19 protein-coding genes and 1 pseudogene are annotated in these 25,568 nt (G+C 59.1%); 8 read left to right on the top strand and 12 right to left on the bottom strand.

The features are described from left to right. Nucleotides 1–66: 66 nt before the first annotated feature. Nucleotides 67–990, top strand: a complete 924-nt coding sequence (locus tag M1D91_RS06580; RefSeq protein ID WP_437434379.1) for a DMT family transporter — start codon at nucleotides 67–69, stop codon at nucleotides 988–990. Between the two features lie 41 nt (nucleotides 991–1,031). On the opposite strand, the gene M1D91_RS06575 is transcribed toward M1D91_RS06580, so the two are convergent. Continuing rightward, nucleotides 1,032–1,589 carry a TetR/AcrR family transcriptional regulator gene (locus tag M1D91_RS06575; protein WP_437434380.1) on the bottom strand — a complete coding sequence of 186 codons (558 nt, stop codon included), beginning with the start codon at nucleotides 1,587–1,589 and terminating at the stop codon, nucleotides 1,032–1,034. 84 nt (nucleotides 1,590–1,673) lie between these two features. On the opposite strand from M1D91_RS06575, the gene M1D91_RS06570 reads away from it, so the two are divergent. Next, nucleotides 1,674–2,417 carry an SDR family NAD(P)-dependent oxidoreductase gene (locus M1D91_RS06570; protein ID WP_437434381.1) on the top strand — a complete coding sequence of 248 codons (744 nt, stop codon included), beginning with the start codon at nucleotides 1,674–1,676 and terminating at the stop codon, nucleotides 2,415–2,417. Between the two features lie 398 nt (nucleotides 2,418–2,815). On the opposite strand, the gene M1D91_RS06565 is transcribed toward M1D91_RS06570, so the two are convergent. Both M1D91_RS06565 and cstA read right to left on the bottom strand, forming a co-directional pair. Next, nucleotides 2,816–3,013 (bottom strand): YbdD/YjiX family protein, encoded by a 198-nt coding sequence (locus tag M1D91_RS06565; protein ID WP_437434382.1) that lies wholly within the window; start codon nucleotides 3,011–3,013, stop codon nucleotides 2,816–2,818. Nucleotides 3,014–3,100: 87 nt separating this feature from the next. Next, a complete protein-coding gene (cstA, locus tag M1D91_RS06560; protein ID WP_437434383.1) occupies nucleotides 3,101–5,206 on the bottom strand; it encodes a pyruvate/proton symporter CstA in 2,106 nt (701 codons plus the stop codon). Nucleotides 5,207–5,661: 455 nt separating this feature from the next. On the opposite strand from cstA, the gene M1D91_RS06555 reads away from it, so the two are divergent. Continuing rightward, nucleotides 5,662–6,621 (top strand): IS110 family RNA-guided transposase, encoded by a 960-nt coding sequence (locus M1D91_RS06555; RefSeq protein ID WP_457975816.1) that lies wholly within the window; start codon nucleotides 5,662–5,664, stop codon nucleotides 6,619–6,621. 194 nt (nucleotides 6,622–6,815) lie between these two features. On the opposite strand, the gene entH is transcribed toward M1D91_RS06555, so the two are convergent. The 5 genes from entH to entC are packed head-to-tail and all read right to left on the bottom strand — an operon-like array spanning nucleotide 6,816 to nucleotide 11,635. Next, nucleotides 6,816–7,229: a proofreading thioesterase EntH gene (gene entH / locus M1D91_RS06550; protein WP_437434320.1), complete on the bottom strand. Its 414-nt coding sequence runs from the start codon at nucleotides 7,227–7,229 to the stop codon at nucleotides 6,816–6,818. Further along, a complete protein-coding gene (entA, locus tag M1D91_RS06545) occupies nucleotides 7,230–7,976 on the bottom strand; it encodes a 2,3-dihydro-2,3-dihydroxybenzoate dehydrogenase EntA (RefSeq protein ID WP_437434319.1) in 747 nt (248 codons plus the stop codon). Further along, nucleotides 7,976–8,827 (bottom strand): isochorismatase, encoded by an 852-nt coding sequence (locus tag M1D91_RS06540; protein WP_437434318.1) that lies wholly within the window; start codon nucleotides 8,825–8,827, stop codon nucleotides 7,976–7,978. Before M1D91_RS06540 ends, entA begins: the two co-directional genes overlap by 1 nt. A 12-nt stretch (nucleotides 8,828–8,839) precedes the next feature. Further along, nucleotides 8,840–10,450 (bottom strand): (2,3-dihydroxybenzoyl)adenylate synthase, encoded by a 1,611-nt coding sequence (locus M1D91_RS06535; RefSeq protein WP_437434323.1) that lies wholly within the window; start codon nucleotides 10,448–10,450, stop codon nucleotides 8,840–8,842. Between the two features lie 9 nt (nucleotides 10,451–10,459). After that, nucleotides 10,460–11,635 (bottom strand): isochorismate synthase EntC, encoded by a 1,176-nt coding sequence (entC, locus tag M1D91_RS06530; RefSeq protein WP_437434317.1) that lies wholly within the window; start codon nucleotides 11,633–11,635, stop codon nucleotides 10,460–10,462. 222 nt (nucleotides 11,636–11,857) lie between these two features. On the opposite strand from entC, the gene fepB reads away from it, so the two are divergent. Further along, nucleotides 11,858–12,781, top strand: coding sequence for a Fe2+-enterobactin ABC transporter substrate-binding protein (fepB, locus tag M1D91_RS06525; protein WP_437434322.1), 924 nt, complete (start codon nucleotides 11,858–11,860; stop codon nucleotides 12,779–12,781). 5 nt (nucleotides 12,782–12,786) lie between these two features. Here fepB and entS read toward each other — a convergent pair whose 3' ends face one another. Continuing rightward, nucleotides 12,787–14,022, bottom strand: a complete 1,236-nt coding sequence (entS, locus tag M1D91_RS06520) for an enterobactin transporter EntS (RefSeq protein ID WP_437434316.1) — start codon at nucleotides 14,020–14,022, stop codon at nucleotides 12,787–12,789. A 110-nt stretch (nucleotides 14,023–14,132) separates the two neighbouring features. Here entS and fepD point away from each other — a divergent pair, with 110 nt between their 5' ends. The 3 genes from fepD to fepC are packed head-to-tail and all read left to right on the top strand — an operon-like array spanning nucleotide 14,133 to nucleotide 16,923. After that, entirely contained in the window at nucleotides 14,133–15,137 is a 1,005-nt protein-coding gene (fepD, locus tag M1D91_RS06515; RefSeq protein ID WP_437434315.1) for a Fe(3+)-siderophore ABC transporter permease, read from the top strand. Further along, on the top strand, nucleotides 15,134–16,126 hold the full coding sequence (gene fepG / locus M1D91_RS06510; RefSeq protein ID WP_437434314.1) for an iron-enterobactin ABC transporter permease: 993 nt from the start codon (nucleotides 15,134–15,136) through the stop codon (nucleotides 16,124–16,126). Before fepD ends, fepG begins: the two co-directional genes overlap by 4 nt. Next, complete coding sequence (gene fepC, locus M1D91_RS06505) at nucleotides 16,123–16,923, top strand: iron-enterobactin ABC transporter ATP-binding protein (RefSeq protein ID WP_437434313.1); 801 nt, start codon at nucleotides 16,123–16,125, stop codon at nucleotides 16,921–16,923. The genes fepG and fepC overlap by 4 nt, the downstream gene beginning before the upstream one ends. 384 nt (nucleotides 16,924–17,307) lie before the next feature. Here the strand turns inward: fepC and entF are convergent, their stop codons facing one another. From entF to fes, 3 genes are read right to left on the bottom strand one after another with little or no spacing between them, the layout of a single operon-like run. Further along, nucleotides 17,308–21,183, bottom strand: coding sequence for an enterobactin non-ribosomal peptide synthetase EntF (gene entF / locus M1D91_RS06500; protein WP_437434312.1), 3,876 nt, complete (start codon nucleotides 21,181–21,183; stop codon nucleotides 17,308–17,310). A 13-nt stretch (nucleotides 21,184–21,196) separates the two neighbouring features. Next, nucleotides 21,197–21,397, bottom strand: a complete 201-nt coding sequence (locus M1D91_RS06495) for an MbtH family protein (protein ID WP_437434311.1) — start codon at nucleotides 21,395–21,397, stop codon at nucleotides 21,197–21,199. A 29-nt stretch (nucleotides 21,398–21,426) separates the two neighbouring features. Then, on the bottom strand, nucleotides 21,427–22,635 hold the full coding sequence (gene fes, locus M1D91_RS06490; protein ID WP_437434321.1) for an enterochelin esterase: 1,209 nt from the start codon (nucleotides 22,633–22,635) through the stop codon (nucleotides 21,427–21,429). Nucleotides 22,636–22,891: 256 nt separating this feature from the next. Between fes and M1D91_RS06485 the strand changes: the two are divergent. Further along, nucleotides 22,892–25,143, top strand: a pseudogene (locus tag M1D91_RS06485) (TonB-dependent siderophore receptor). Nucleotides 25,144–25,568: the final 425 nt, after the last annotated feature.

Raw genomic sequence — 25,568 nt, 5'->3', positions numbered from 1 at the left:
CCTTGTGAACAACTGCTACAAGACATTTTGATTTACTAGATTATCCTGGTTCCTTAGCCTTTTGGAATGAGCAAAACGACTAAGATTCAACCTCAACAATTATCGTGTCATAGCTGGCGCCAGACCCTGCCGCTGCCCTTGCTGGAGGCCGGGCTGCTGCTCGCCTGGAGTTCAGGGTTTATTGGCGCACGATTTTCCATTGATTACGCTCCGCCATTGCTGGTTGTCTTCTGGCGTTGCGTGGTGGTCTCCGTTGTCTTATTACCCTTCGTCTATAACTCCCTTCTGAAGACGCCTTTTAGGGTCCTGTTGAGCAATGCGGGGATAGGACTGCTGGCAATGGCCGGGTATATGTCAGGGGTGACGCAGGGCATCGCGCTCGGGGTTCCGGCGGGACTGGTGGCCCTGTGCGCGGATCTGCTGCCGCTGGGCATGGCGTTGCTGGCGGCCATTTTTCTTGGGGAACGCTTAGTGCGTCAAGTCTGGCTCGGGCTGATCGTTGGCCTTATCGGAGTGATATGGGTCACCCTTGACGTGCTGGAGCTGGGAAAGGCACCGCTGTGGGCATACGGCTTGCCGGTGGCAGGCATGCTGTCACTTGCCGTAGCCACGTTATGGCAGAAACGCCTCAGCCGCTCACACTCAATGGATTTACTCCCCAACCTCTGGCTGCAATGTTTCGTCTCGTGTTTCGCCTTCGCGGCCATAGAGGGCAGCCAGGGCAGTCTGACACCCGTTCCCACTGCCGGCTTCGCTATGAGCGTGCTGTGGACGGTAGGCCTGTCGACCTTTGGCGGCTACGGGTTGTACTGGCTCTGCCTGAAACGAAGCTCCCCCACCCGGGTTGCCAGTGTGTTGTATCTGAGCCCACCCATTACCTTGCTCTGGGCCTGGGCCATGTTCGATGAACCGCTGTCCTGGCAGATGGCTTTCGGGATGGTGATTTCCGCGATCGGTATCTGGCTGGTGATGCGTGCCGACGATAAGTGACCTGCTCCCTACAGAGGGCGCCAGGCAGCACCTGGCGAATTCTATTTTTTCTCTGCTATGCCGTTGAGGAATAAATCCACCAGATGACCGATACGGGATACCGATGAGCGATCATTTTCGATGGCGATAGAGATGGCGGTTATCACGTAGATAAAATCTTCGAAAGTAACATCGCGGCGGAGGGTACCTGTCTCTTGCCCACGCTGAAGCAACCGGTGCCCTTCTGCTGTGATTGCATTACAACCGGGTGTTCCGCATTTAATGACCGTTCCAATTGAAGCCGCAAGACTCTGATAGGTGCTCGTGTAGATGGCCAGCTCTTCAAGAAAAGTTCTTACCGCAACGACAGGCGTTAACTCTGCATCGCGCAGCCGGCTGTTTTCAGCCAGCGACAGGAAACGTTCATTGCTGGTTGCGGCAAAGAGCGCTTCACGGGTGGGAAAACGACGATAAAGCGTACCGATTCCGACACCTGCGGTTTTGGCTACTTCTTCAAGCGCAACCCCCGCCCCTTTTTTCAGAAATAGCGCCTCGGCGGCAGACAGGATAAGTGCGCGGTTTTTCTGCGCATCTGCCCGAAGGATTGGTTCGTCACTCACTTTATTTTCCCCTGCTGCTTGTTAAGTGGAGTATGCCTCCATATTATAAGTGGAGCAACACTCCACTTAACTAAGGGCTGCGAAATGACTAAACGCTTTGAAAATAAAGTTGTCGTGATAACGGGGGGCAGTGATGGCATCGGCCTCGCTACGGCAAAACTTTTCGCCATCGAAGGTGCCCACGTCTACATTACGGGGCGTCGGCAAGAACAGCTTGATGAGGCAGTGAAAGAGATTGGTCACGGCGCGGTCGGCGTGCAGGGTGACGTTACTGACTCAGCCGCTGTCGGCAGGCTTTACCACCGGATCCAACAAGACTATCAAAAGGTAGATGTCGTATTCGCCAATGCGGGCATTCATGAAGTCGCTCACCTCGATGCGATTGAAAGCAAGCACGTTGACGCTATCTTCAACGTCAATGTGAAGGGCGTGGTATTGACTGTACAGCAAGCACTACCGTTGATGCAGTCAGGGGGCGTTGTCGTCCTGAACGGATCTATCGCCGGGAGTAAAGGTCTGCCAGGCCAGTCGATATATAACGCAAGTAAGGCAGCGGTGCGCTCGTTCGCGCGAAGCTGGACGAGCGATCTTAAAGAGCGAGGTATCCGTGTAAATGTTGTATCTCCAGGCGGTACAGAAACACCTCTCATAAGAGGTTACCTCGACTCAAATCCAGGCATCGAAGACGCTTTGAACATGGGCGTTCCGCTTGGGCGATTAGGGGAGCCGAACGAAGTGGCGCGCGCGGTTCTCTTCCTAGCCTCTGCCGAAAGTAGCTTCGTCGCCGGACATGAGCTTTTCGTTGATGGCGGTGTTGCCGCAGTATAAGGGGATGGCAAGCTTCAACCAGACCGGCGTACCGACTTATACAATTGAGTTTTTGGCAAGAGTGATAAAGCCGCCGCGAGGCGGTTTTTTTACCCTCGTTCGCTGGACTGCGTACCCGCTCGCCGCCCGCACCCGACAGTGCTCTCAAGGCGGACTGCTTCCTGCCAGGAGCAGATATAACCTGAACCTCATAAACAAAGTAACGGCTAAAAGGGGGATACACTGCCGCACTCACCGCAGGCCGGTTTCATCACTGAACAGGCTGAACGGGAAACAGAGTGCATAACGACGTCAGGGCACGTGTAGAGAGTATATGTATGACCGGACACAGGACTCTCCTCTCTGAGAGTCCAACTCAATGACTTGCGTACCTTTGCACGCGATTTGCCCAAAGGGGGCTAACAGCACTTTGCTCCGCCCTTACCGCCATAACGGGCATCCTGACGCTCACGGAAAAACTCCTCGTAGGTCATCGGCGTCTGGTCCGGGTGCGTTTGGCGAATATGCTCCACGTAGTTGTCATAGTCCGGTACGCCAATCATCATTTTGGCGGCCTGGCCTAAGTATTTGCCTGCTTTCGAAAGGGTGTCGAACATATTTCATCTCTCGTTACCCCTCTCCCACAGGGAGAGGGAACATTAATACCCTCTCCCACAGGGAGAGGGCCGGGGTGAGGGCAAAGGTTAATGTGCGCTTTTCGCCTGGTTCACAATCTCTTTGAGATTGTCCGGCATCGGCTCAAACGGACGCTCCTGTGAGGTTGGCGCGGCAGTTTTCAGTGACGCCATTGCGGTTTTCACTGAATAAAATGCCAGCACGACCACAACCACCATAAAGAAGATGGTCAGCCCGGCATCCAGACGGTTGTTGAACACCAACTGGGAAAGCTGAGACTGGGTGTACTGCGCCGGAATAGTACCACTGTCGATCATCGCCTGGAACTTATTGGCAATCGCCAGGAAGCCCACTTTCGCATCCGGGCTAAAGGCTTTCTGCCAGCCTGCGGTCAGGGTACAGACCAGCAGCCAGGCCGTTGGCACCAGCGCCACCCAGGCGTAACGCTGACGCTTCATTTTGAACAGCACAACAGCGCAGAGCATCAACGCCATGCCTGCCAGCATCTGGTTGGCAATGCCGAACAGCGGCCAGAGGGTGTTAATGCCGCCAAGCGGATCGACCACCCCCTGATGGAGGAAGTAACCCCAGGCCAGCACGCACAGCGCCGTGGCAATCAGGTTCGCCGGTAGTGAATCGGTACGTTTAAGCCCCGGAGAGATCACCCCCAGCAGGTCCTGTAGCATAAAGCGTGCGGCACGGGTACCGGCATCCACTGCCGTCAGAATGAACAGCGCTTCGAACAGAATGGCGAAGTGGTACCAGAACGACACATCCATCATGCCACCGAGCGCGCCGTGCAGAATGTAGGCCATGCCCACCGCCAGCGTTGGCGCACCGCCCGCACGGGAGATGATCGACTGCTCCCCCACCTCATCAGCGATATTTTTCAGTGCTTCCGGCGTGATGCTAAAACCCCAGCTGCTCACCACCTGGGCGGCAGAGGCCACGACATCGGTAGTGCCTGCCGGTGCCAGCACCGCCATCGGGCTGTTCATGGCGAAGTAGACGCCCGGATCGATGATACAGGCTGACACCAGCGCCATGATCGCCACGAAGGATTCCATCAACATGCCACCATACCCGATAAAGCAGGCCTGCCCTTCGTTCGCCAGCATCTTCGGCGTGGTGCCGGACGAGATCAGCGCATGGAAGCCCGACACCGCACCGCAGGCGATGGTGATAAACAGGAACGGGAAGAGGTTGCCCGTCCAGACTGGCCCGGTGCCGTCGACAAATTTCGTCAGCGCCGGCATGGTCAGCGTCGGACGCATAATCAGAATGCCAATCGCCAGGCCGATAATGGTGCCGATTTTCAGGAAGGTGGAGAGGTAATCACGCGGGGCCAACAGCAGCCAGACCGGCAATACTGCCGCCACGAAACCATAACCCACCAGCATCCAGGTCAACTGTACGCCGGTAAAATCAAAGTACGGCGCCCAGGTCGGGCTTTCCGCCACCCAGCCGCCGGAGATAATCGCGAAAATAAGGAAAAACAGGCCAATGACGGAGACTTCACCGATGCGTCCGGGACGCAGGTAGCGAATATAGATCCCCATGAAAATCGCCAGCGGGATGGTAAAGGCAACGGTGTAGGTTCCCCACGGGCTGTGGGTCAGCGCTTTTACCACGATCATCGCCAGCACCGCGAGGATGATCACCATGATCATAAAAGTCGCCACCAGCGCAATAACCCCGGCGGTGGCCCCCATCTCCTCTTTCACCAGTTCACCCAGTGAGCGACCGTCACGGCGGGTCGAGACGAAGAGCACCATAAAGTCCTGCACCGCTCCGGCGAGAACCACCCCGGCGAGGATCCAGATCATCCCCGGCAGATAGCCCATCTGTGCGGCCAGTACCGGCCCGACCAGCGGCCCTGCCCCGGCTATCGCGGCAAAATGGTGACCGAACAGCACTTTCTTGTCTGTGGGAACGTAATCCAGCCCATCGTTGTATTTCACAGCGGGCGTCATGCGGGTCGGGTCGACAGCCAGGACGTTTTTAGCGATGTATAAGCCATAAAAGCGGTAGGCAATCAAATAGATACAAACTGCGGCAACGACTATCCACAGCGCGTTGATCTGTTCACCGCGATTCAGCGCGATGTAGCCCAGAGCAAACGCGCCGACAACGGAGAGCAACGCCCATATAAGGTATTTCCCTGAGTTATTCATAGCGATTATCCGTGTGCGTAAAAGTAAATGTTACATTTTGTTTCTAGAACACTTCGTCACTTTTAACAACGTTGAAACATAGGAATTTCGTTATGAAACCGGGCATTTACTTCAGTGTGCTACGGGGATCACTTATATGAGGTACGGTAATGAGAATGTCAGGGAAGAATGAGAGGGTGAAGCGGGTCTGGATTTGAGGGAAGGGTGCGGTCTGCTCCCCTCACCCCGGCCCTTATGTCTTGATCTTCTCCGCTCAGCCGGAGAAGATCCCCGACTGATCATCGGGAGGTGACCGGTGAGCATCCCCTGGCCCTGGTGCCTCTGAGCCCGTGGGAGAGATTATGCCCCGGTCACCTGTTTCCCTGTCGCCTCAAGACCGAACGGTATCCTGTGCCCTGAGCACCCACATATAAGGATGGTCCGGCGATATTGTCATAAGGTTACGGAGTGCCATCATGAATCTTGTTCCTGTCGGCGTGGATATCGCCAAACTCAAATTTGATGTTGCCGTTCTGCTTCCTAATCAGAAATACAAAACTAAAAAATTCGCGAATACCTCTTCCGGGGCGCGCGAGTTCCTGGCCTGGCTGAAGCGCTTTGGCGACTGCCATGTCTGCATGGAAGCCACCGGTTGCTACAGCACTGAACTTGCCACTCTGCTGGCTGATAACGGTTGCAGGGTAAGCCTCGAAAATCCGGCGCGCATCAGCGCTTTTGGCAAGGCTGAACTGACCCGCAATAAGACGGATAAAGGTGATGCTGCGCTGATAGCGCGTTACTGCGCCCTGCATAAGCCATCGGCCTGGTTCCCGGCGCCGTTGTACGAGCGGCAACTGACTGCGCTGGTCCGCCATCTGAAAAATCTGGAAGAGATGCGCCAGATGGAGGAAAACCGGCTGGAAGGGGCTGAAGAGGTCATCCTTGCGTCCCTGACTGAACATATCGCCCAGTTGGATGCGCTGATAGAAGAGACGAAGAAGAAAATCAATCAGCACATCGACGACAACCCGGATCTGAAGCGTGATAAAGCCCTGCTGAAGAGCATTCCGGGCGTGGGAGATATGCTGAGTGCCAGCCTGCTGGCATATGCGGGAAACCTGCGCCGGTTCAGTAGCAGCAAGGCGCTGGTGGCGTATGCAGGACTGAATCCACGGCGCTGTGAATCGGGGTTGTGGAAAGGGAAAAGCCGGATATCGAAGGTGGGGCAGGGAGAGTTACGTAGCGCGTTGTACATGCCTGCCATCGTCGCGGGCAGATATAACGAAGTGGTGAAGAGCCTGATGGGGCGGCTGGCTGAACGAGGAAAATCAGGGAAAGAGCAGGTCTGCGCGGGAATGAGAAAGCTGTTGCAACTGGCTTATGGCGTAGTGAAATCGGGTCGCATATTCGACGCTGAGATACCGCTTGCGGCCTGAACCGCAAGACGGTATCTCTCCCCAAAGGGGCGAGGGAGAAAAGCGGCCCCCCACGCGCTTGATCTCCTCTCGCACAGGGCGCCCCGACGCGCTTCAGACGAGGGCGAAGGTCTTCAGAACGAATGGGAAAGCCCTATCCGCTCGATCGGTCCCCTCGCCCCTTTGGGGAGAGGGTTAGGGTGAGGGGCAGCCCGCTACCCCATCACCGCCGTACTCAGCCGGCAGGTGCAGCAGCGGCGGTCTCGCTCGTCGAACACCACAATCTCCCAGCTCTGATTATGCCGACCCAGGTGCAGCGGCTGGCAGACAGCGCGCACTTTCCCTTGCGACACCGCACGGTGGTGGGTGGCGTTTAGCTCCGTCCCCACCACACACTGCCCGTCGCCGGTCATCATAAATCCGGCCATTGACCCCAGCGTTTCCGCCAGCGCCGCAGAGGCTCCGCCGTGCAGCAGACCAAACGGCTGGTGGGTACGGGCATCCACCGGCATTTCGGCTTCAAGTACATCATCCCCGAGACGGGTGTACACAATCCCCAGGTGCGCGACCATCGTACCCGCGCTGGTGGCATTCAGCTCCCCGAGCGTTAACTGACGTTTCCAGATCATTTACGCCCCCAGCGTCGAGCCGCCATCCACCACGATATCCTGCAAGGTGATATGGCTGGCATAGTCGGAGGCGAGGAACAGAATGGTGCTGGCGATTTCGTCCGGGCGGGCAATCTTACCCAGCGGAATACCCAGCTTAAACTGCTCACCAAAACCAGCAATGCGCTTTTGTTCCGCATCGCTGCTGGTCCACAGCGTGCGCTGCATATCGGTATCGGTGGAACCAGGCGAAACGATGTTCGCCCGCACGCCGCTTGACGCCAGTTCGAGCCCCACCGTCAGCGCCAGGCTTTTCAGCGCCGCTTTCGACGCACCGTACGCGCTCATGCCGATTCGCGGCGTGTGGGCAGCATCGGACGCCACCGTAACAATCGCTCCCCCCTGCTGCTGGCGAAACTGCGCCATCGTCGCCTGGAAGAGGTTAAACGCCCCACCGACGTTAACCGCGAACGTCTGCTGCCAGTCCTCCTGCGAGAGCGCATCCGTCGCCCCCATTCGTAAAATACCCGCCGCGTTAACCAGTACATCCAGGCGTGGGCTCTGCGCCAGCACGCGTCGGCAGACCCGATCCACCTGCTCAGCATCGGCAATGTCGAGCACTTCGGTGGCAAAAGGGTAGCGTTCACCGTCAAAAGCCCGATCAAACCCCGTGACCTGCGCGCCCGCTTCAGTAAACGCCAGCGCCGTGGCGTAACCGATGCCCTTACCAGCCCCGGTCACCCATACCCTCTTCCCTGCAAAATCCATTATCTGACCTCCCGGGAGAGCAGCGCCCACCAGGCGTCGATGGTTGGATTTTTCGCCAGCATCACAAAATCAATATCGCCGTGCACTTTGCGCCAGCGTGCCGCGAGCGCCATCATGCGCACCGAGTCCAGGCCGTAATCAATCAGATTTTCGTCGTCAAACGGCTCGTCGGACTCATCCAGCAGCGGCAGGATCAGCGCGCGCAACGCGGTTTTGCTGGTCGGCACCGGCAGCAACGCTTCTGTCATGACCACCCGTCCGGAGCGTCCCGCCACGTATTTCAGCGACATCAGATGCTCCTCCCGGCTGAAATCTGCCAGCGCATCGGCCACCATAAACGGCTTGATATCACGCATAAAGGCGTCAGTCGCGGTGGTCATACAGCCAATGTGCGAATACACGCCGGTAATGATGAGCTGGTTACGCCCGGTCTCTTTGAGCATCTGCTCCAGCGGCGAGCGGTGAAAGGCGCTGTAACGCCACTTCACCAGCACGGTGTCGGCTTCGTCCGGCGCAAGGGCCGCCACAATCTGCTGCTGCTCCGGTGAACGGGTCAGACCCGGCCCCCACATATCATTGAGCAGTGCGCGATCGTCATCACTCTGATCTTTTGGCTGGGCGGTGTAGTAGACCGGAATATTGTGCTGCTTACAGAAGTGGCGCAGCGCAGCGATATTGGCGATCACCTGTGCCATCATCGGGCAGTTATCGCCCCAGAAGTTGAGGAAATACTCCTGCATATCATGGATCAGCAAGGCGGCGCGCTCGGGTTCAAACGCCCACTGCACTTTGTTGTCAGGAATGTCATTCGCGGTCGGCAGTGCGTAGCCGGTCAGTTTTGGAATAGCCATCTTCTCTCCTCGTTACGCCTGCGCGCGTTGTGCCAGCGACTGGCGTAATTGTTTCTTATCGACTTTGCCTACCGGGGTCAGCGGCAGCGCGTCCAGGCACTCCACGCGATCCGGCAGTTTAAACTCAGCGACCCCCAGCTCACGCAGGAAACGGCGGATCTCCACCGCACGCACCGGGCGCTTCACCACCAGATACGCGCAGCTTTTTTCACCGAGCAGGCTGTCTTCCATGCTGACCAGCGCAGCCTGGATCACCGCCTCGTGGCGCAACAGCAAATTCTCAACCTCTTCGGCGGCGATCTTCTCGCCACCACGGTTGATCTGATCTTTCTCGCGCCCCTGAACGGTGATGTAGCCCGCTTCATCAATGGCAATCAGATCGCCGGAGCAGTAGAAACCATTGGCATCAAAGGCACTGGCATTATGTTCCGGGCTGTTGAAGTAGCCGCGGAAGGTGTACGGACCGCGCGTCATCAGGCGACCGACCTCACCGCGCGGCAGCGGATTACCCTGCTCATCAGCCACCCAGACTTCATCGTCCGGGCACATCGGGCGGCCCTGAGTATTGAAAATACGTTCCGGGGTATCATCCAGCGCCGTGTAGTTCACCAGCCCTTCCGCCATGCCGAAGACCTGCTGCAACTGGCAGCCAATCTCAGCCGGAATGCGTGCCGCGAGGGTGGCAGGCAGACGTGCACCGCCGACCTGCAACAACGCAAGCGAGGAGAGCTGGGCGGCATCGGCGCCTTCGGTTAACGCCTGCAGCCACAGGCTCACCGCAGGTGGCACCAGAGAGGTGACGTTGATGCGATGCTTTTCGATCAACGGGAAACAGAGCGTGGCGCTGGGATCGTTTGCCAGCACCACGCAACCGCCCGCCAGAAACACACCCAGCGATCCTGGGGAGCTCATCGCAAAGTTGTGCGCGGCGGGCAGTGCGTTCAGGTAACGGGTCTCTGCCGTAATGCCGCAGATCTCGTTGCTGCGGCGAATACTGTAGTAATAGTCGTTATGCGTACGCGGAATCAGCTTCGGCGTACCGGTGCTGCCGCCGGAGAGCTGGAAAAAGGCCACCTCATCGGCAGGGGTTGGCGTTTCGATAACGTTTCTGGACGGGTACTGAATCGCCGCCGTGAGTGCGTTCTCCCCTTCATCATTCAGGAATAACGAGACGCGCGCCGAAGCATGTTCAGCGGTAAAATTCTGCCAGAAGTCATTGGTCGCAAAGAGCGCATGGGCACGGTCAGCTATCAACAACGCAGGTTTAATCTGCGCGGCGTAAGCGTTCAGCTCGGTACGCTGGTGGCTGAAAAGCGCATTCACCGGGGCGACGCCTATTTTCAGCAGCGCAAAGAAGGTGATGTAAAACTCGGCCACATTGCCAAGCTGCACCAGTGCGGTCTCGCCACGCTGAATGCCCAGTGCCTGCAGTCGGGCTGCCAGGTTGTCAGACGCCTGGTGAAGCTGCTGGTAGCTAAAACGGCGTTCGCCATCGATCACTGCCGTCGCATCGCTTTGCGCATGGCGGGTCAGCATCTCGGTCATTGGCCTATCCAGCCAGTAACCTTTCTCACGGTAGCGCCTGGCGAACGCCTCCGGCCAACGGGTAAAGGGAAGGGTCATCATCACTCCTTAATGCAGGCCAAAAACGTTAAGCATGGTGGTCAGTTTGATGCCGGTTTCGCGCCACTCTCCCGCCGGGGACGATGCTGGCACAATACCCGCACCGGCAAACAATCGAACACGATTTTCATGAAGACATGCACAGCGGATGGTCACCACCCACTCGCCGTTACCTTCCTCATCACACCAGCCAACAATGCCGCCAAACAGCTCACGATCGAAGGGCTCAAGTTCAGCGATAAGTCTTTTTGCGACATCGTGCGGGAAGCCGCTCAGCGCGGGCGTCGGATGGAGCAGGCAGGCCAGCGTCAGCGCGTTTTCGCCCTGTTGCGCCGTGCCTTCAATGGGCGTGGCGAGGTGCCATAAAGTTGGCGTGTTCACCAACTGTGGGGAACCCGGCAGGGTCAGACTACGGCTTCGCGTCTGCAGCACCTGTTTCATGGCCTGGGTTACCAGCGCATGTTCATGGCGGTCTTTTTCGGACGCCAGCAGTCTGTTACCCGCTTCACGGTCGAGCATGTCATCGGGCTGGCGACGTGCTGAACCGGCGAGCGGCAGTGAACTAAAGTGTTCACCGTCCTTGCGCAGCAGCAGTTCAGGGCTGGCACCGAGCAGCACCGCCCCGCTGCTGAGCGGAACATGGAAGTTAAAGCTCGCCGGGTTCTGGGCAATCAGGCGCTCCAGCAGGCTGCCGCTGTCAAGACGGGCATCGGTGGCAATATCAATCAGCCGCGACAGGACAATCTTGTCCACTTCCGGCGTGGCGGTCAGCGCCGCGCCACGGGCGACCATCTCCATAAACACCGCCTGCGAAGGGATTTCCGTACGTGAAGTCACCACCGGGGCACCCTGAGCGGATAAGTAGCGGGAGGCATGTTGTTTAGACGGGCGCGAAAAAGTCTGCCACGACGCAGGAATAAAGAGTTCGGAGGGCTGGCGGGTATCGAAGGGAATAGCCCCCACCACCACCGGCCTTACCACCCCTTTCGCCTTCGCGTCCGCGAAAGCCTGGCTCAGCGACTGCTGAAACGCGCTGTGTGGGTTATCCCCTCCTGCGGCAGGCTCACTGATACGGGCAACGCACCCGGACGTGGTAAAACTGCGAAACGGCGACATAAAGAAAAACTGGTCTGATGCCAGCGTTTTTGTCGTCTGTTGAACGTCCTCAGCCAGTGACGTATCCATATCATCCTCCAAAAATGATAAATAAATTACGAATGATTATCATTTGAATTTCGGTCGATAAAGCTAAAGGTATTGCCACTGAGTGTCAACCGCAGCGCAATGTACTCTCAACGCTAGGGCTTGCATCCCACCCCCGCAACGATGAAAATGAGAAGCATTAACCTCAATAAAAACAGGATGCGAGTCGTGACACTCCCTTTGATATGCCGTAAGCCCCTTATCATGCTGCTCATTTTTATTTCCGGGATGGCCTCAGCGATGGCCGCCGACTGGCCCCGTCAGGTGACTGACAGCAAAGGAAGCCACACCCTTGAACAAAAGCCGCTGCGTATCGTCTCCACCAGCGTTACGCTAACCGGTTCGTTGCTCGCCATTGATGCACCGGTGATTGCCAGCGGCGCGACCACGCCAAATAACCGTTTTGCTGATGACCAGGGGTTTCTGCGTCAATGGAGCGATGTGGCGAAAAAGCGCCATGTCGCACGTATGTATATTGGTGAGCCCAATGCCGAAGCCGTAGCCGCGCAGATGCCGGATCTTATCCTCATCAGTGCGACCGGTGGCGACTCTGCGCTCGCGCTGTATGACCAGCTCTCCGCCATCGCGCCTACGCTTGTCATCAACTACGACGACAAGAGCTGGCAGGCGCTGTTGACCCAACTGGGCACCCTTACCGGGCAGGAGAAACAAGCCGCCGTGCGTATTGCCGAATTCCATCAGCAACTGAGCGACGTCAAAGCGAAAATGACGCTCCCGCCGCAGCCCGTCACCGCGCTGGTCTATAACCCTGGTGCGCATAGCGCCAACCTCTGGACCCAGGACTCTGCGCAGGGTCAGTTGCTGGCGCAACTGGGCTTCACGCTCGCCACGCTGCCAGAAGGTCTCAACACCAGCAAAAGCCAGGGCAAGCGCCATGACATCGTGCAACTGGGCGGCGAAAACCTCGCCAGCGGCCTCAACGGCGAAGCGCTGTTCCTCTTCGCCAGTGACCAGAAAGATGCCGATGCACTCTCTGCCAACCCGCTGCTTTCTCACCTGACCGCAGTACAGAACAAACGGGTCTATGCGCTGGGGTCAGAAACTTTCCGTCTGGATTACTACAGCGCCACCCGCGTGTTACAGCGCCTGTCTGCGTTGTTTGGCTAATGCACCTAAGAAACCGAAGGCTGCTGCCGGAAACGGCGCAGCTCGCGTAAGACCAGCATCAATATTGCCCCAACCATTGCCAGCGCGAAGCCACTGCTGCTGGCCGAAGCAGCCGGGGTCATTATCACCCCTAACCCCCCTAACAGCGCCGCGCCGATGGCATCACCGGTAACGTTCTGCGCCGTCCATAATCCATTAATGCGCCCGAGCATCGCCTCCGGCGTTTGCGTCTGAATCAACGTGTACTGCAACAGCGAACTGATGGCGCTCAGCCAGCCAAACAGCACCAGGAACAGCGCGCCCAACGCCCAGTGCGGCATCAGGCTAAATAGCCCGATGGCGATAAATGCCCCCACGCTCGACCCCAGCATCAGCAGGCCAGGACGCAGTGGATGCGCCAGTCGCCCGCTGGTTAACGCCCCTGCCGCTGCCCCGAGCGGGATAGCGGCATACAGAAGACCAATCTGTGCCGCGGACATCTGCCACTGGATTGCCAGCGCCGGGTATAGCACGCGCACCGCGCTTGCCATTGTGAGCAGGCCGCCGAGCAGCGCGATGCCGCCAATCAGCGGGCTACTGAGCAGAAAACGAAAACCGGCCACCAGCGAGGCCAGCGGATGTTCACGCGCCTGAGGCGGCGGTGGCAACAGCGGCAAACCGAGCAGTGGGATCAGGGTGATAAACGACCCCGCCGCCGCGAGGCCGTAGTTCCAGGCAACACCGCCGGTTGCCAGCAGTAAGCCACCGCACATCGGGGAGATAACCGAGCCAAGACGCACCGTCAGCATTGTGATGGCGCCGGCCTGCATTAAGTTTTCACGCCCGACCAGCGCGGGGGTTGCCGCCAGCAGCGCCGTCACGCCGAGAGAGGCGAAGAAGCCATCCCAGAGTCCAAGCAGGTAAATCGCCAGCAGCGAAGGTTCCGGCATCAGCGCGTTGAGCCATAAGCCAATAAAGCCCACGCCGCAGGTGCTGCGGGCAATCAGTATCAGTTTTTTTCGCTCATAGCGGTCCGCCAGCACGCCGCCGGTCATCAGGCCGACAAACATGGCGCTGCCGGTGAGGGTGACGGCGAGTCCCACCTGCCAGCTTGAATGGGTCATCGCCTGAATCTGTACCGGCACGGCAACGCCCAACAGACCCAGCGATAAAATCGAGATAAAACGGGCAAGAAACACCGCGCGAAAGGCCGGGTGTGTTCGTAAAAGGCTGACGTTCAGCAGCCAGGATTGTCGGTTCATTACAACGCCTTAACGCGAACTTTTTTTATCCATTCCAGAGCGTGCATGGTAACATATACAAACAAGATCGATAACGATAATTACTATCATTATCAAGTCAGGAAAGTATTATGTCGTTCTCCCGTTCCCGGACGCGCGTGTTTACCGTCGTCGGGTTATTGCTGTTGCTGGTACTGGCAATGGCCCTCAGCCTCTTCCTTGGCGCAAAAGCCATGTCCCCGGATGTGGTGCTGGATGCCCTCGCAGGCACCTGCCAGAGTGCTGACTGCACCATTATTCGTGACGCCCGCTTGCCGCGAACGCTGGCTGGTTTACTGGCCGGTGGCGCGCTCGGCATTGCCGGGGCGTTAATGCAAACCCTCACCCGTAACCCCCTTGCTGACCCTGGTCTGCTGGGTGTTAACTCCGGCGCCAGCTTCGCTATTGTGGTCGGTGCCGCACTGTTTGGTGCCGCCTCGCCGGTGGAACAACTGGGGCTGGCGTTTTGTGGTGCTTTCACCGCCTCGCTGCTGGTGGCCTTCACCGGCAGCGCGGGCGGCGGGCAGTTAAGTCCGGTGCGTCTGACGCTGGCAGGCGTGGCCCTGGCGGCGGTGCTCGAAGGGTTGTCCAGTGGTATTTCGTTGCTCAATGCGGATGTTTATGACCAGTTGCGTTTCTGGCAGGCCGGTTCGCTGGATATTCGTACCCTGCAAACGCTCAGGATTGTGCTGATCCCGGTGCTGCTGGCGGCGGGTGCGGCACTGCTGTCAAGCCGCGCCCTGAACAGCCTGAGCCTCGGTAATGACACCGCCACGGCCCTCGGCAGTAAAGTCGCCCGGACGCAGCTGCTGGGCCTGATTGCCATCACCGTGCTGTGCGGTAGCGCCACGGCGGTGGTCGGGCCGATTGCCTTTATCGGGCTGATGATGCCGCATCTGGCACGCTGGCTGGTGGGTGCCGATCACCGCTGGTCTTTGCCGGTTACGCTGATTGCCACGCCGACGTTACTGCTGTTTGCCGACATTCTGGGCCGCTTTCTGGTGCCGGGGGAACTGCGTGTCTCGGTGGTCAGCGCCTTTATCGGCGCGCCGGTGTTGATTGTGCTGGTACGACGCATTCGTGGAGGTGGCCTGTGATCGCCCCTTCCCGTCGTCTGGTTTTCAGTTGTGTGGCAATGTGCCTGATGTGCCTTGCGCTGGCGGTCTGGGGGCTACGCAGCGGTGCGGTGATGCTCAGCGTCGGGCAGGTGATTGACGCCCTTGGCGGCACCGCTCCCCGCGCCATGCAGTTGGTGGTGACTGAATGGCGCCTGCCGCGCGTGTTTATTGCACTGCTGGTGGGGGCCGCGCTGGGTATCAGCGGAGCGATCTTTCAGTCGCTGATGCGTAACCCTCTTGGCAGCCCGGATGTTATGGGCTTTAACACCGGTGCCTGGAGCGGTGTGCTGGTGGCGATGGTGTTTTATGGTCAGGATTTAACGGCAATTGCGCTGGCGGCGCTGGGCGGTGGCATCATCACCTCGATCATTGTCTGGCTGCTGGCATGGCGCAACGGTATTGAAACCTTCAGGCTTATCATCGTCGGCATCGGGGTCCGGGCCATGCTGGTGGCCTTCAATACCTGGCTGTTAATGCATGCCTCCCTGGAGACCGCCCTCTCCGCAGGTCTGTGGAACGCCGGCTCGCTCAACGGCCTGACCTGGGCGAAAACCCTGCCTTCGGTGCCAGTGATTATCCTGATGTTTGTTTTTGCGGCCCTGCTTTCTCGCCGCCTGCGGCTGCTGGAGATGGGTGATGACAGCGCCTGCGCGCTGGGGGTGAATGTAGAACGCTCTCGCCTGCTGCTGATGCTGGTGGCAGTGGTGTTGACCGCATCATCAACGGCGGTGGCCGGGCCCATCTCCTTTATCGCTCTGGTCGCGCCGCACATCGCCCGCCGTCTCAGCGCCACCGCGCGCTGGGGGCTTACCCAGTCGGCGCTCTGTGGGGCGTTACTGCTGTTACTGGCAGATATCTGCGCCCAGCAGTTGTTTATCCCTTATCAGTTACCCGTGGGCGTCGTCACCGTCAGCCTCGGTGGCATTTACCTTATCGCCTTGTTGATTCAGGAGTCCCGCAAAAAATGATCGATACAGCAGCCCGTTTGCGCGGCGAAGCCCTAACCCTGGGCTACGGTAAGAAAATTGTCGCCACTGAGTTGAGTGTCGCCATTCCCGATGGGCATTTCACTGCCATTATCGGCCCCAACGGCTGCGGGAAATCGACGCTGCTGCGCACCCTGAGCCGCCTGATGACGCCGGAACAGGGCCATGTCTATCTTGATGGCGAGCAGATCCAGCGCTTTGCCAGCAAAGAGGTAGCGCGTCGCGTCGGGCTGCTGGCGCAGAATGCGACGACGCCGGGAGATATTACCGTGCAGGAGCTGGTGGCCCGCGGACGTTATCCGCATCAGCCGCTGTTTACCCGCTGGCGTAAGGAAGATGAAGAGGCCGTTAAGCGTGCCATGCGGGCAACGGGGGTGGACACGCTGGCGACCCAGAGTGTGGATACCCTTTCCGGTGGTCAGCGCCAGCGTGCATGGATTGCGATGGTACTGGCGCAGGAGACTGCCATTATGCTGCTCGATGAGCCGACCACCTGGCTCGACATCAGTTATCAGATTGATGTGCTGGAGCTGCTGAGCGATCTCAACCGCGAGCAGGGGTATACGCTCGCGGCGGTGTTGCATGATTTGAATCAGGCCTGCCGGTATGCCACCCATCTGATTGCGCTGCGCGACGGTAAGATTGTGGCGCAGGGTGCGCCGAAGGAAATCGTGACGCCGGAGCTGATTGAAGCGGTGTACGGGCTGCGTTGTTTGATTATTGAGGATCCAGTGGCCCATACGCCGCTGGTGGTGCCGCTGGGGAAATACGCCGGGTGAGGTTTGCCGGGCGTTTGCCCCCTCACCCTCACGGTTTGCAGCGAAAACATTGCTCAATGAGAATAAAACAGTCACCGCGATGACAGGGTCCGGCTGAAAATCGATGAGGCGTTGACGGCTGACCGGGGCCGCCCGCAGGGAAGCGGGCGGAGGGGATAGCCTACAGGGATGTAGGCTGGTCCCCGACCCGATAGTCAGACGACATAAGACGAATGCACCGCGCCAGCGGCGATTTTCCTGGCCGGGAGCCCGGGTTGCAAGGGTGGTGGCGGTGAACCACCCTTGCACGTTCACGGGTTCTGGTGTGACAGAAAAGCAAGGAACATAAGGTGAACGGAAATACCCTCAGCGCCGCATGTTGCCCCTAACCATGATACGTTGCCCTCACCCCAACAACTCCCGCAGTACCGGGCCTATGGATTCAAACGCCTGTGGCGAAATAATGTCCACATGTGCGCAATCCTGACGGTACACCTCCAGCTCATCCACCCACGGGGACCAGGCGTGTTGCGGATCCATCCCTTGCGGCAGTGTCCGCTCTGCCACAAACAGTGTGGCTTTCCCGGCAAAATGGGTACTGTGAGCGGTGCTCAGCAGGCGAACCGCATCTCCGTAGTTGCCTTCAATGGTGGCAAACATCTCGTCTGAGCCCTGCCCTTGCCGGGCGGCGATAAACGCCTCGCGCTCGCGCGCAATCTCTGCCAGTACTTCCGGGTCCAGACCGTTGGCCTCTTTTTCAGACCAGTTTTGCGTCTCCGGCGGCCAGGTGTCCAGCAGACCCAAAAATGCCACCGTTTCGCCCCGCGCCCGCAGTCGCGCCGCAATCCCCTGCGCCAGCGTTCCGCCGAGGGAGTAGCCGAACAGGTGGTAAGGTCCGTGCGGTTGCTGTGCCAGCAGCGTCGCCAGATGGTGCTCACACACGTCATCCAGGGTCGCCGCCTGCTGCATGGGTCCTTCCGGGCGCGGCGACTGAATGCCGGTAATCGACCAGCGCGGCGAGAGATAACGCGCCAGCACGCTGAACTGCCAGGCAAAACCGGATGCAGGATGGAAGCAGAACAGCGTCGGGCCGCTCCCTTCGCGCAACGGCAGCAGGGTTTCCAGTCCCATACGACTGTCGACACTGTCCTGCGTTACCAGCAGCGCCAGCTTTTCCACCGTGGAGGCGACCATGATCTGCCCCGGCGTCACATGGCGCTCAAAGGTTTTACTGAGCAGTGCCGCGAGCCGCATCGCCAGCAACGAGTGACCGCCGAGGGCGAAGAAGTCGGCCTGCGCATCCTGCACCTCGCAGCCAAGCAGCGCCGAGAACGCGCCTGCAACCTGAGTTTCTGCCCCTTCACGCACCGGGCGGGCATCCTGCTGACGCACTGGCGTGGGCAGCGGCAGCGCCTTACGGTCCAGTTTGCCATTGGCACTGAGCGGCAGCTCACTCAGTTGCAGCAGGACCACTGGCACCATATGTGCCGGAAGCTGCTGCGTCAGCCTCTCGCGAAGTGCGGTGACATCGAGCGGCAGACCGGAGTCAGACACCACATACCCCACCAGCTGGCGCGCATCGCCCTCCCCTGCCACGGCCTGATTCAACACGCAGGCGTGGGTAACCCCCTGCGCCACATCCGGCAGCGTCATCAGCGCCCGGTCGATTTCACCCAGTTCAATACGCTGGCCGCGAATTTTAAGCTGGTCGTCACTGCGACCGAGGTACTCCACCGCGCCGTCGTTCAGCCAGCGCGCCACGTCCCCGGTGCGGTACATTCGCTCGCCCGCCGCAAAGGGATCGGCGATAAAGCGGCTGGCGGTGAGATCCGGCCTGCCGAGGTAGCCCTGCGCCAGCTGAATGCCCGTGAGGTAAAGATCCCCGGCCACACCTGGCGGAACCGGCTGCATCATGCCATCGAGAATACGCAGTCCCGTGTTCCAAACCGGAAAACCAATCGGCACGCTAGTGCCCGTCACCGCCGCCAGCGTCTCGCCGTGGGCCGGATACCAGCTCACGTCGACCGCCGCTTCGGTCGGCCCGTACAGATTGTGCAACGGTGCGTGTGTCAGCGCTTCCCACTCGCGGCACAGCGCGGCTGGCAACGCTTCGCCGCTACAGAACACCTTGTTCAGCGTATGACAGGTTTCCCGTGCGATTGCCGGAGTCAGTGAGGCAACAAAGGCCGCCAGCATCGACGGCACAAAGTGGGTGGTCGTCACGCCAAAGCGGGCGAAGAACTGCTGAAGCGCGAGCGGGTCACGGTGCGCCTCGGGTTCTGCCATCACCAGTTGCGCCCCGGCGATAAAGGGCCACCAGAACTCCCACACCGAGACGTCAAAACTGCACGGCGTTTTCTGCGCCACCACATCCTGCGCGCTCAGCGGGTAGTGGTTTTGCATCCACAACAGACGGTTGACGATGGCGGTCTGCCCGACCATTACCCCTTTCGGGCGACCGGTGGAGCCGGAAGTAAAAATGATATAAGCCGTGTGCTCCGGGCGGGAGAGCGCCAGCGGCGCATCGCCGGACACCGCAAGCGGTGCGCCGTAACACAGGTGCGCCAGGTCTGGAATATCATTGAAGCGGGCAAGCTGATCGTCAGAGGTAATCAGCAGACGCGGTTGCGCATCGTCCAGCATCATCCGCAGGCGCTCGTCCGGGTAACCGGTATCGAGCGGCAGCCAGGCGGCACCGGCCTCCACAATGCCGTGCAGGGCCAGCGTCAGAAATACCGAGCGCGGCAGCGCGACGGCAACGCAGTCGCCCGGCTTCACGCCTTTCTCACGCAACAGGTTTGCCAGAGCGACGACCTGCTCGCGCATTTCACGGTAGCTGAACTGCCAGTGTGCGTCCGCCAGCGCCGGGGCATTCGGGGTTTTCGCGGCCTGCTGCGCCACTAATTCACTCAGCGTGGTCTCCGGCAGCATGATGCCGGTAGCGTTAATGTTCTCAAGCTGACCACTCTCCCGGGCTGAGAGAAGCTGCGCCTCGCCGCAGCGAAGCGCCGGGTTCGCGGCAAACTGGCGGAGTAAATCGTGCAGACGGGCAGTATGCGTGCGCAGCGTGGTCTCTTCATAGCGACTGCGGTTCGCCAGCACCTCCAGCGTCAGGCCACCTGCTTCCTCCGGGAAAAGCGCGATCTCCAGATCGTTAACCGGCCCGGTCGCAAGCGTGTGGGTCTGCCCGGCAATCCCATCCACATCCAGCAGGTAGTCGAACATTTTGACGTTAAAGACCGGGCCAAACAGCGGTTCTTCTCCGGTGGCGCGACCCGCATCGCGCAGGATCTGCTCGGCATCGTAGCGCTGATGACGGCGCATTTTTTTTAGCTGCCCGGCAAGGCTTGCCGCCAGTTCTGCCAGGGTCTGGCTGGCGTCAATGTGTACGCCGAGGGGCAGGACGTTAAGCACCGGTCCGGTGGCGGTAAGGGCGGCGGAACCCATCCGGCGCATAAAGATAAACCCGGCGGCATAGTCCAGTCGACTGCTGAGACGACCAAGCCAGAGGGCCACCAGCGCCAGCGCCAGGTCAGCAGGCTGGCAGGCCGGTGCCGCCTGAGTAAGCCGACGGAACGCGGCGGTATCCAGGGTCATTTTCAGGCGCAGAATATCTGTGGTCGCAGCACGCCCGGGCAGTGGCGCGTCGGATAATGTCCCGGCTGCTGGCAAGGTGCGCTGATGTTCAGACCAGAAGGCTTTATCCCGCTGCCATGCGTCGCTCTCGCGGTAGCGCTGATACTCCTCTACCACCTCTGCAAAAGGGGTAAAAGGCGATGCCGGGTTGGGGGCGCCGTGGCGCATTGCGCGGTAAATGGCGGCAATCTGGCGGGTAATGGCGGGGAAACTGAATCCATCCACCAGTAAATGGTGATAGCGCTGATACCAGTACCAGCGGGTATCACTTACCTGAAGAAGGGCGTGGTGCACTAATGGCCTGCCACCGTCCACGCGCAGGTTTTGCGCCAGATCGGCATTCATCATCGTCAGTGCGGCGGCATGGGGGTCACGCTCAGCGCGCAGATCAACCCGCTGCGGCAGAGGAAAAGTCAGGGACTCATCGACCCACTGCCAGACTTCACCGTCATCTTCGGTAAAACGCATGCGCAGGGTATCTGCCTGCCGCACGCCTTCTGCTATCGCCTGCGCCAGTAAAGGCGCATCCAGTTCGCCGTCCAGCTCCACGTAATGGGCAACGCTCCAGGCGTTGGGCAGCGTGGAGAGTTTTTCTGCCATCCAGATCCCCGGCTGGGCCGCCACTAAAGGCAATCGCGTGGTCATCCGTTTCTCCTTATCAGGCATGGTGCGCCGGGGTTAATGTCTGCCAGCGCTGCGCAAGCCAGTCGGCGCATTCCGCCTGCGATGCCGGCTCGCAAATTACCTGCCAGCCCGGCGGTAACGCACACTGTTGCGGCCACAGGCTGTACTGCTGCTGACTATTTTGCAGAATATAAAATTGCCCCTCGGGGTTATCGAAGGGATTACTGAATTCCATACCTGACTCCTGTCATGAAAAAGTGCGGCTCATTCACCGTGCAGCAGGGGCTGCCAGAGGGTGATAAGCCCCGCCGTCAGTCCACCGCGCCAGCAGAGCGCATCGTGACCGCCGTCAACCTGGCGCCAGACAACGGAAGGCTGTGTACGCTGTAGTTCAGCAAGCAGGGCCTGATTGGCGCGCATAATAAGGGGTTCGCGAACACCTGCCTCCAGCACAATCCGTAAGCCCTGCGCCGAGAGCTCGTCACGTTTGAGTTGCTCAATAAGCAGGCCATCCTCACGACCGCCGCGATGCGGCCACCAGTAAGAACCGGACTGGCTCAGCACACAGCCAAAACGCGCAGGCCAGTGCAGTGCGGCATATAAAGACGCCAGGCCACCAAAGCTCTGACCGGCCACCACCGTGCGATCCGCGCGGTCACTGAAAGGGGCAACGGCGTGGATCTCAGGCAGAAGTTCCTCCTGAACCGCCAGCCAGAAGTCAGGGTTACACGGGAGTTCCCGACTGCGGTGAGCGGTATCTATCACGTCGATAAGCACATAGACGGCAGGGGGAAGTTTGCCCTGCCGGGTTAACGCCGCCAGCGCAGGCCAGACGGGCATACTTTCTGCCCAGAACTGACCATCCAGTAGCACCGCGAGCGGACGTTCAGCGCAGGCGTCCTCGCCGGTGGTAAACACCCACACGCGGCGGTGATTGTGTAAACGTTCACTCTTCCACTCCAGGCAGACCGGCGGCGTAAAGGGCTCCCCGGTTGCATCCCAGCCCGGCTGCTCAGGCGCACCCGGCAAAGAGAGCGGTGAGACCGGATGGCCCCGACCACCGCGCCAGGAATGGGCATTGAGCGGGTCGGCAATGGCATGGGGGAAAAGACTGCGCCAGCCTTCCCGAAGCGCGCTGCGATCCGGGGGAGTCATTTCGGCCTGCGGCGGGAAATCATCGGTGCGTGTGGAGGGAATAAAGCAGTAGGTGCCGCGCCAGCTGGCTTCGAGCGGCGTCTGCCATGTCCAGACATCGGTGCCGGCGATGCGTTGCAAAGACTGAGGCGTAGACTGCTGATGGTGATCGGTCACCCCGGTAATATAAAGCCAGACGCGTTTTACCTGTGAGGTTGCTTCGCAGCCAGAGGGATCACGCCACCAGAAGGTGACAAGGTACTGTTCCGGTGATATTTTTTCCCACTCCGGCCCCTGTTTTGACGCCCACCAGGCATCACTTCCTGTCTCTGACACCACCCTATTACCCCGAATCACTTGTGGAATTTTTGTCTGCACTATCAAATTTCTTGATAATATTATTGATAATTATTTTCATTTGCAATAGCGTATTGCCCGCGCCCATACCGGCGCGTCTTTCATCTTAAAAAGGCCAGCTGTTGCGATTTTTCTCAGGATGAGCTCCCGTTGCACCATGCTGGCGACATCATGCCGTTTTCCTTACCCGTTGGGAAAGGATGGACCTGGGAACGCGGCGGAAAAAGCAGGAAATACAATGAAAAACAAAATCCGTTCCCTGACCTTACTGGTCAATTTTGGGATCTATGGCGCCGCGCTGCCCGCTTTCGCTGCAGAGACCGCCACTGACGCATCCAGCAACGAAGACACCATTGTGGTAACCGCCGCGCAGCAGAATCTGCAGGCGCCGGGGGTTTCCACCATCACCGCCGATGAAATCCGCAAGAATCCCCCCGCGCGTGACGTTTCTGAAATCATCCGCACCATGCCGGGCGTCAACCTGACCGGTAACTCCACCAGCGGCCAGCGCGGCAACAACCGTCAGATTGATATTCGCGGTATGGGCCCGGAAAACACCCTGATTCTGGTCGACGGCAAACCGGTGACCAGCCGCAACTCCGTGCGTCAGGGCTGGCGTGGGGAGCGTGATACCCGTGGCGATACCAACTGGGTACCGGCAGATATGATTGAGCGCATCGAAGTCCTGCGTGGCCCGGCGGCGGCGCGCTACGGTAACGGCGCGGCGGGGGGGTGGTGAACATCATCACTAAAAAATCCACCGACCAGGCGTGGCATGGCTCCTGGAACAGCTACTTCAATGCCCCTGAACACAAAGAAGAAGGTTCCACTAAACGCACCGATTTCAGCCTGATGGGGCCGCTTGGCGGCGACGTCAGCTTCCGTCTGTACGGCAACCTGAATAAAACCCAGGCCGATGCCTGGGATATCAACAAAGACCACCAGTCCGAGCGCACCGGCATCTATGCCAACACCCTCGCCGCAGGCCGCGAAGGCGTTGAGAATAAAGATATCAACGGCGTGGTGCGCTGGGACTTTGCCCCGATGCAGGCGCTGGAGTTCCAGGCCGGTTACAGCCGTCAGGGCAACCTCTACGCGGGTGACACCCAGAACACCAACAATGACAGCAGCTCCAATAACTACGTGAAGAAGAATTACGGCAAAGAGACCAACCGTCTTTATCGCCAGAACTACTCCGTCACCTGGAACGGCGGCTGGGACAATGGTGTTACCACCAGCAACTGGGTGCAGTACGAGCACACCCGCAACTCCCGTCTCGGTGAAGGGTTAGCCGGTGGTCTGGAAGGTCTGTTTAACAGCGATAAATTCTCTGACACCAATCTTGCCGACCTGATGCTGCACAGCGAAGTGAACCTGCCCCTGGATCTCCTGGTGAATCAGAACCTGACCGTAGGCACCGAGTGGAATCAGCAGCGTCTTAAGGACCGTGCATCCAATACCCAGGCTCTGCAGGGTGGGCCGATTCCGGGTTATGACAGCACCGGTCGTAGCCCTTACTCCAGCGCAGAAATCTTCTCTCTGTTTGCCGAAGACAATATCGAAGTGACCGACAGCACCATGCTGACGCCGGGCCTGCGTTTCGACCATCACACGGTGGTGGGAGATAACTGGAGTCCGTCGCTGAACCTGTCGCAGGGGCTGGGGGATGACTTCACCCTGAAAATGGGGATCGCGCGCGCCTACAAAGCGCCAAGCCTCTACCAGACCAACACCAGCTACATTCTCTACAGCCGTGGTCAGGGCTGCTACGCCAGCGCCACCGGCGTCGGCTGTTACATGCAGGGTAACGATGATCTGAAAGCGGAAACCAGCATCAATAAAGAGATTGGCCTTGAGTTCAAACGTGACGGCTGGCTGGCCGGCGTGACGTGGTTCCGTAACGATTACCGCAATAAGATTGAAGCGGGCTATTCACCACTGAATCAGACCAATCAGGGCGCGCTGAAAACCGACCTTTATCAGTGGGAGAACGTGCCTAAAGCGGTCGTAGAAGGTCTGGAAGGTACGCTGAACGTGCCGGTGACCGAGGCGGTTACCTTAAGCAACAACGTGACTTACATGCTGCAGAGTAAGAACAAAACCACCGGTGAACGTCTGTCGATCATTCCGGAATACACGCTGAACTCCACCCTGAGCTGGCAGATTGTCCAGGATGTCTCCGTGCAGTCCACCTTCACCTGGTACGGCAAACAGGAGCCGAAGAAGTACGATTACCAGGGCAAGCCGGTGACCGGTTCTGCAAAAGATGGTGTCAGTCCCTACAGCATCGTGGGCCTGAGCGGGACCTGGGATGTGAACAAATACGTGAGCCTGACGGCGGGTGTCGACAACCTGTTTGATAAACGTCACTGGCGTATGGGCAATGCCCAGACTACCGGCGGCGCGACCGGCTATATGTATGGCGCAGGTGCCAACACCTATAACGAATCCGGCCGTACCTGGTACATGGGTGTGAATACCCACTTCTAAGGTCGTCCCGAACGTACCGCCCCCCCTCTCCCTACGGGGAGAGGAATCCCCAGAAAAATGCGTGCACGGACAGTTCCCTCTCCCTTGAGGGAGAGGGTTAGGGTGAGGGGGAAAATGCGGCTCTGATGGCCATTCCGTTCACCTTATGTTCCTTGCTTTTCTGTAGCGCCAGAACCCGTGAACGTGCCAGGGTGGCTCATCGCCACCACCCTGGCGACCCGGGCTCCCGGCCAGGAAAATCGCCGCTGGCGCGGTTCACTCAGCGTATGCCTTCAGGCTTATCGGGGACGGGCGGAGGAAACATCCCTGTAAAGCCGCCCTCGCCGCGCATCCCTGCGCGGCGCCCCGGCCTTGCGGATACGCTTCGTCGATTTTCAGCCGGACCCTGTCATCGCGGTGACTGTTGTGTTCTCATGGCGCAGTGT

This window comes from Enterobacter sp. SA197 (assembly GCF_054131575.1).
This window is presented reverse-complemented; position numbering and strand designations above follow the sequence as displayed.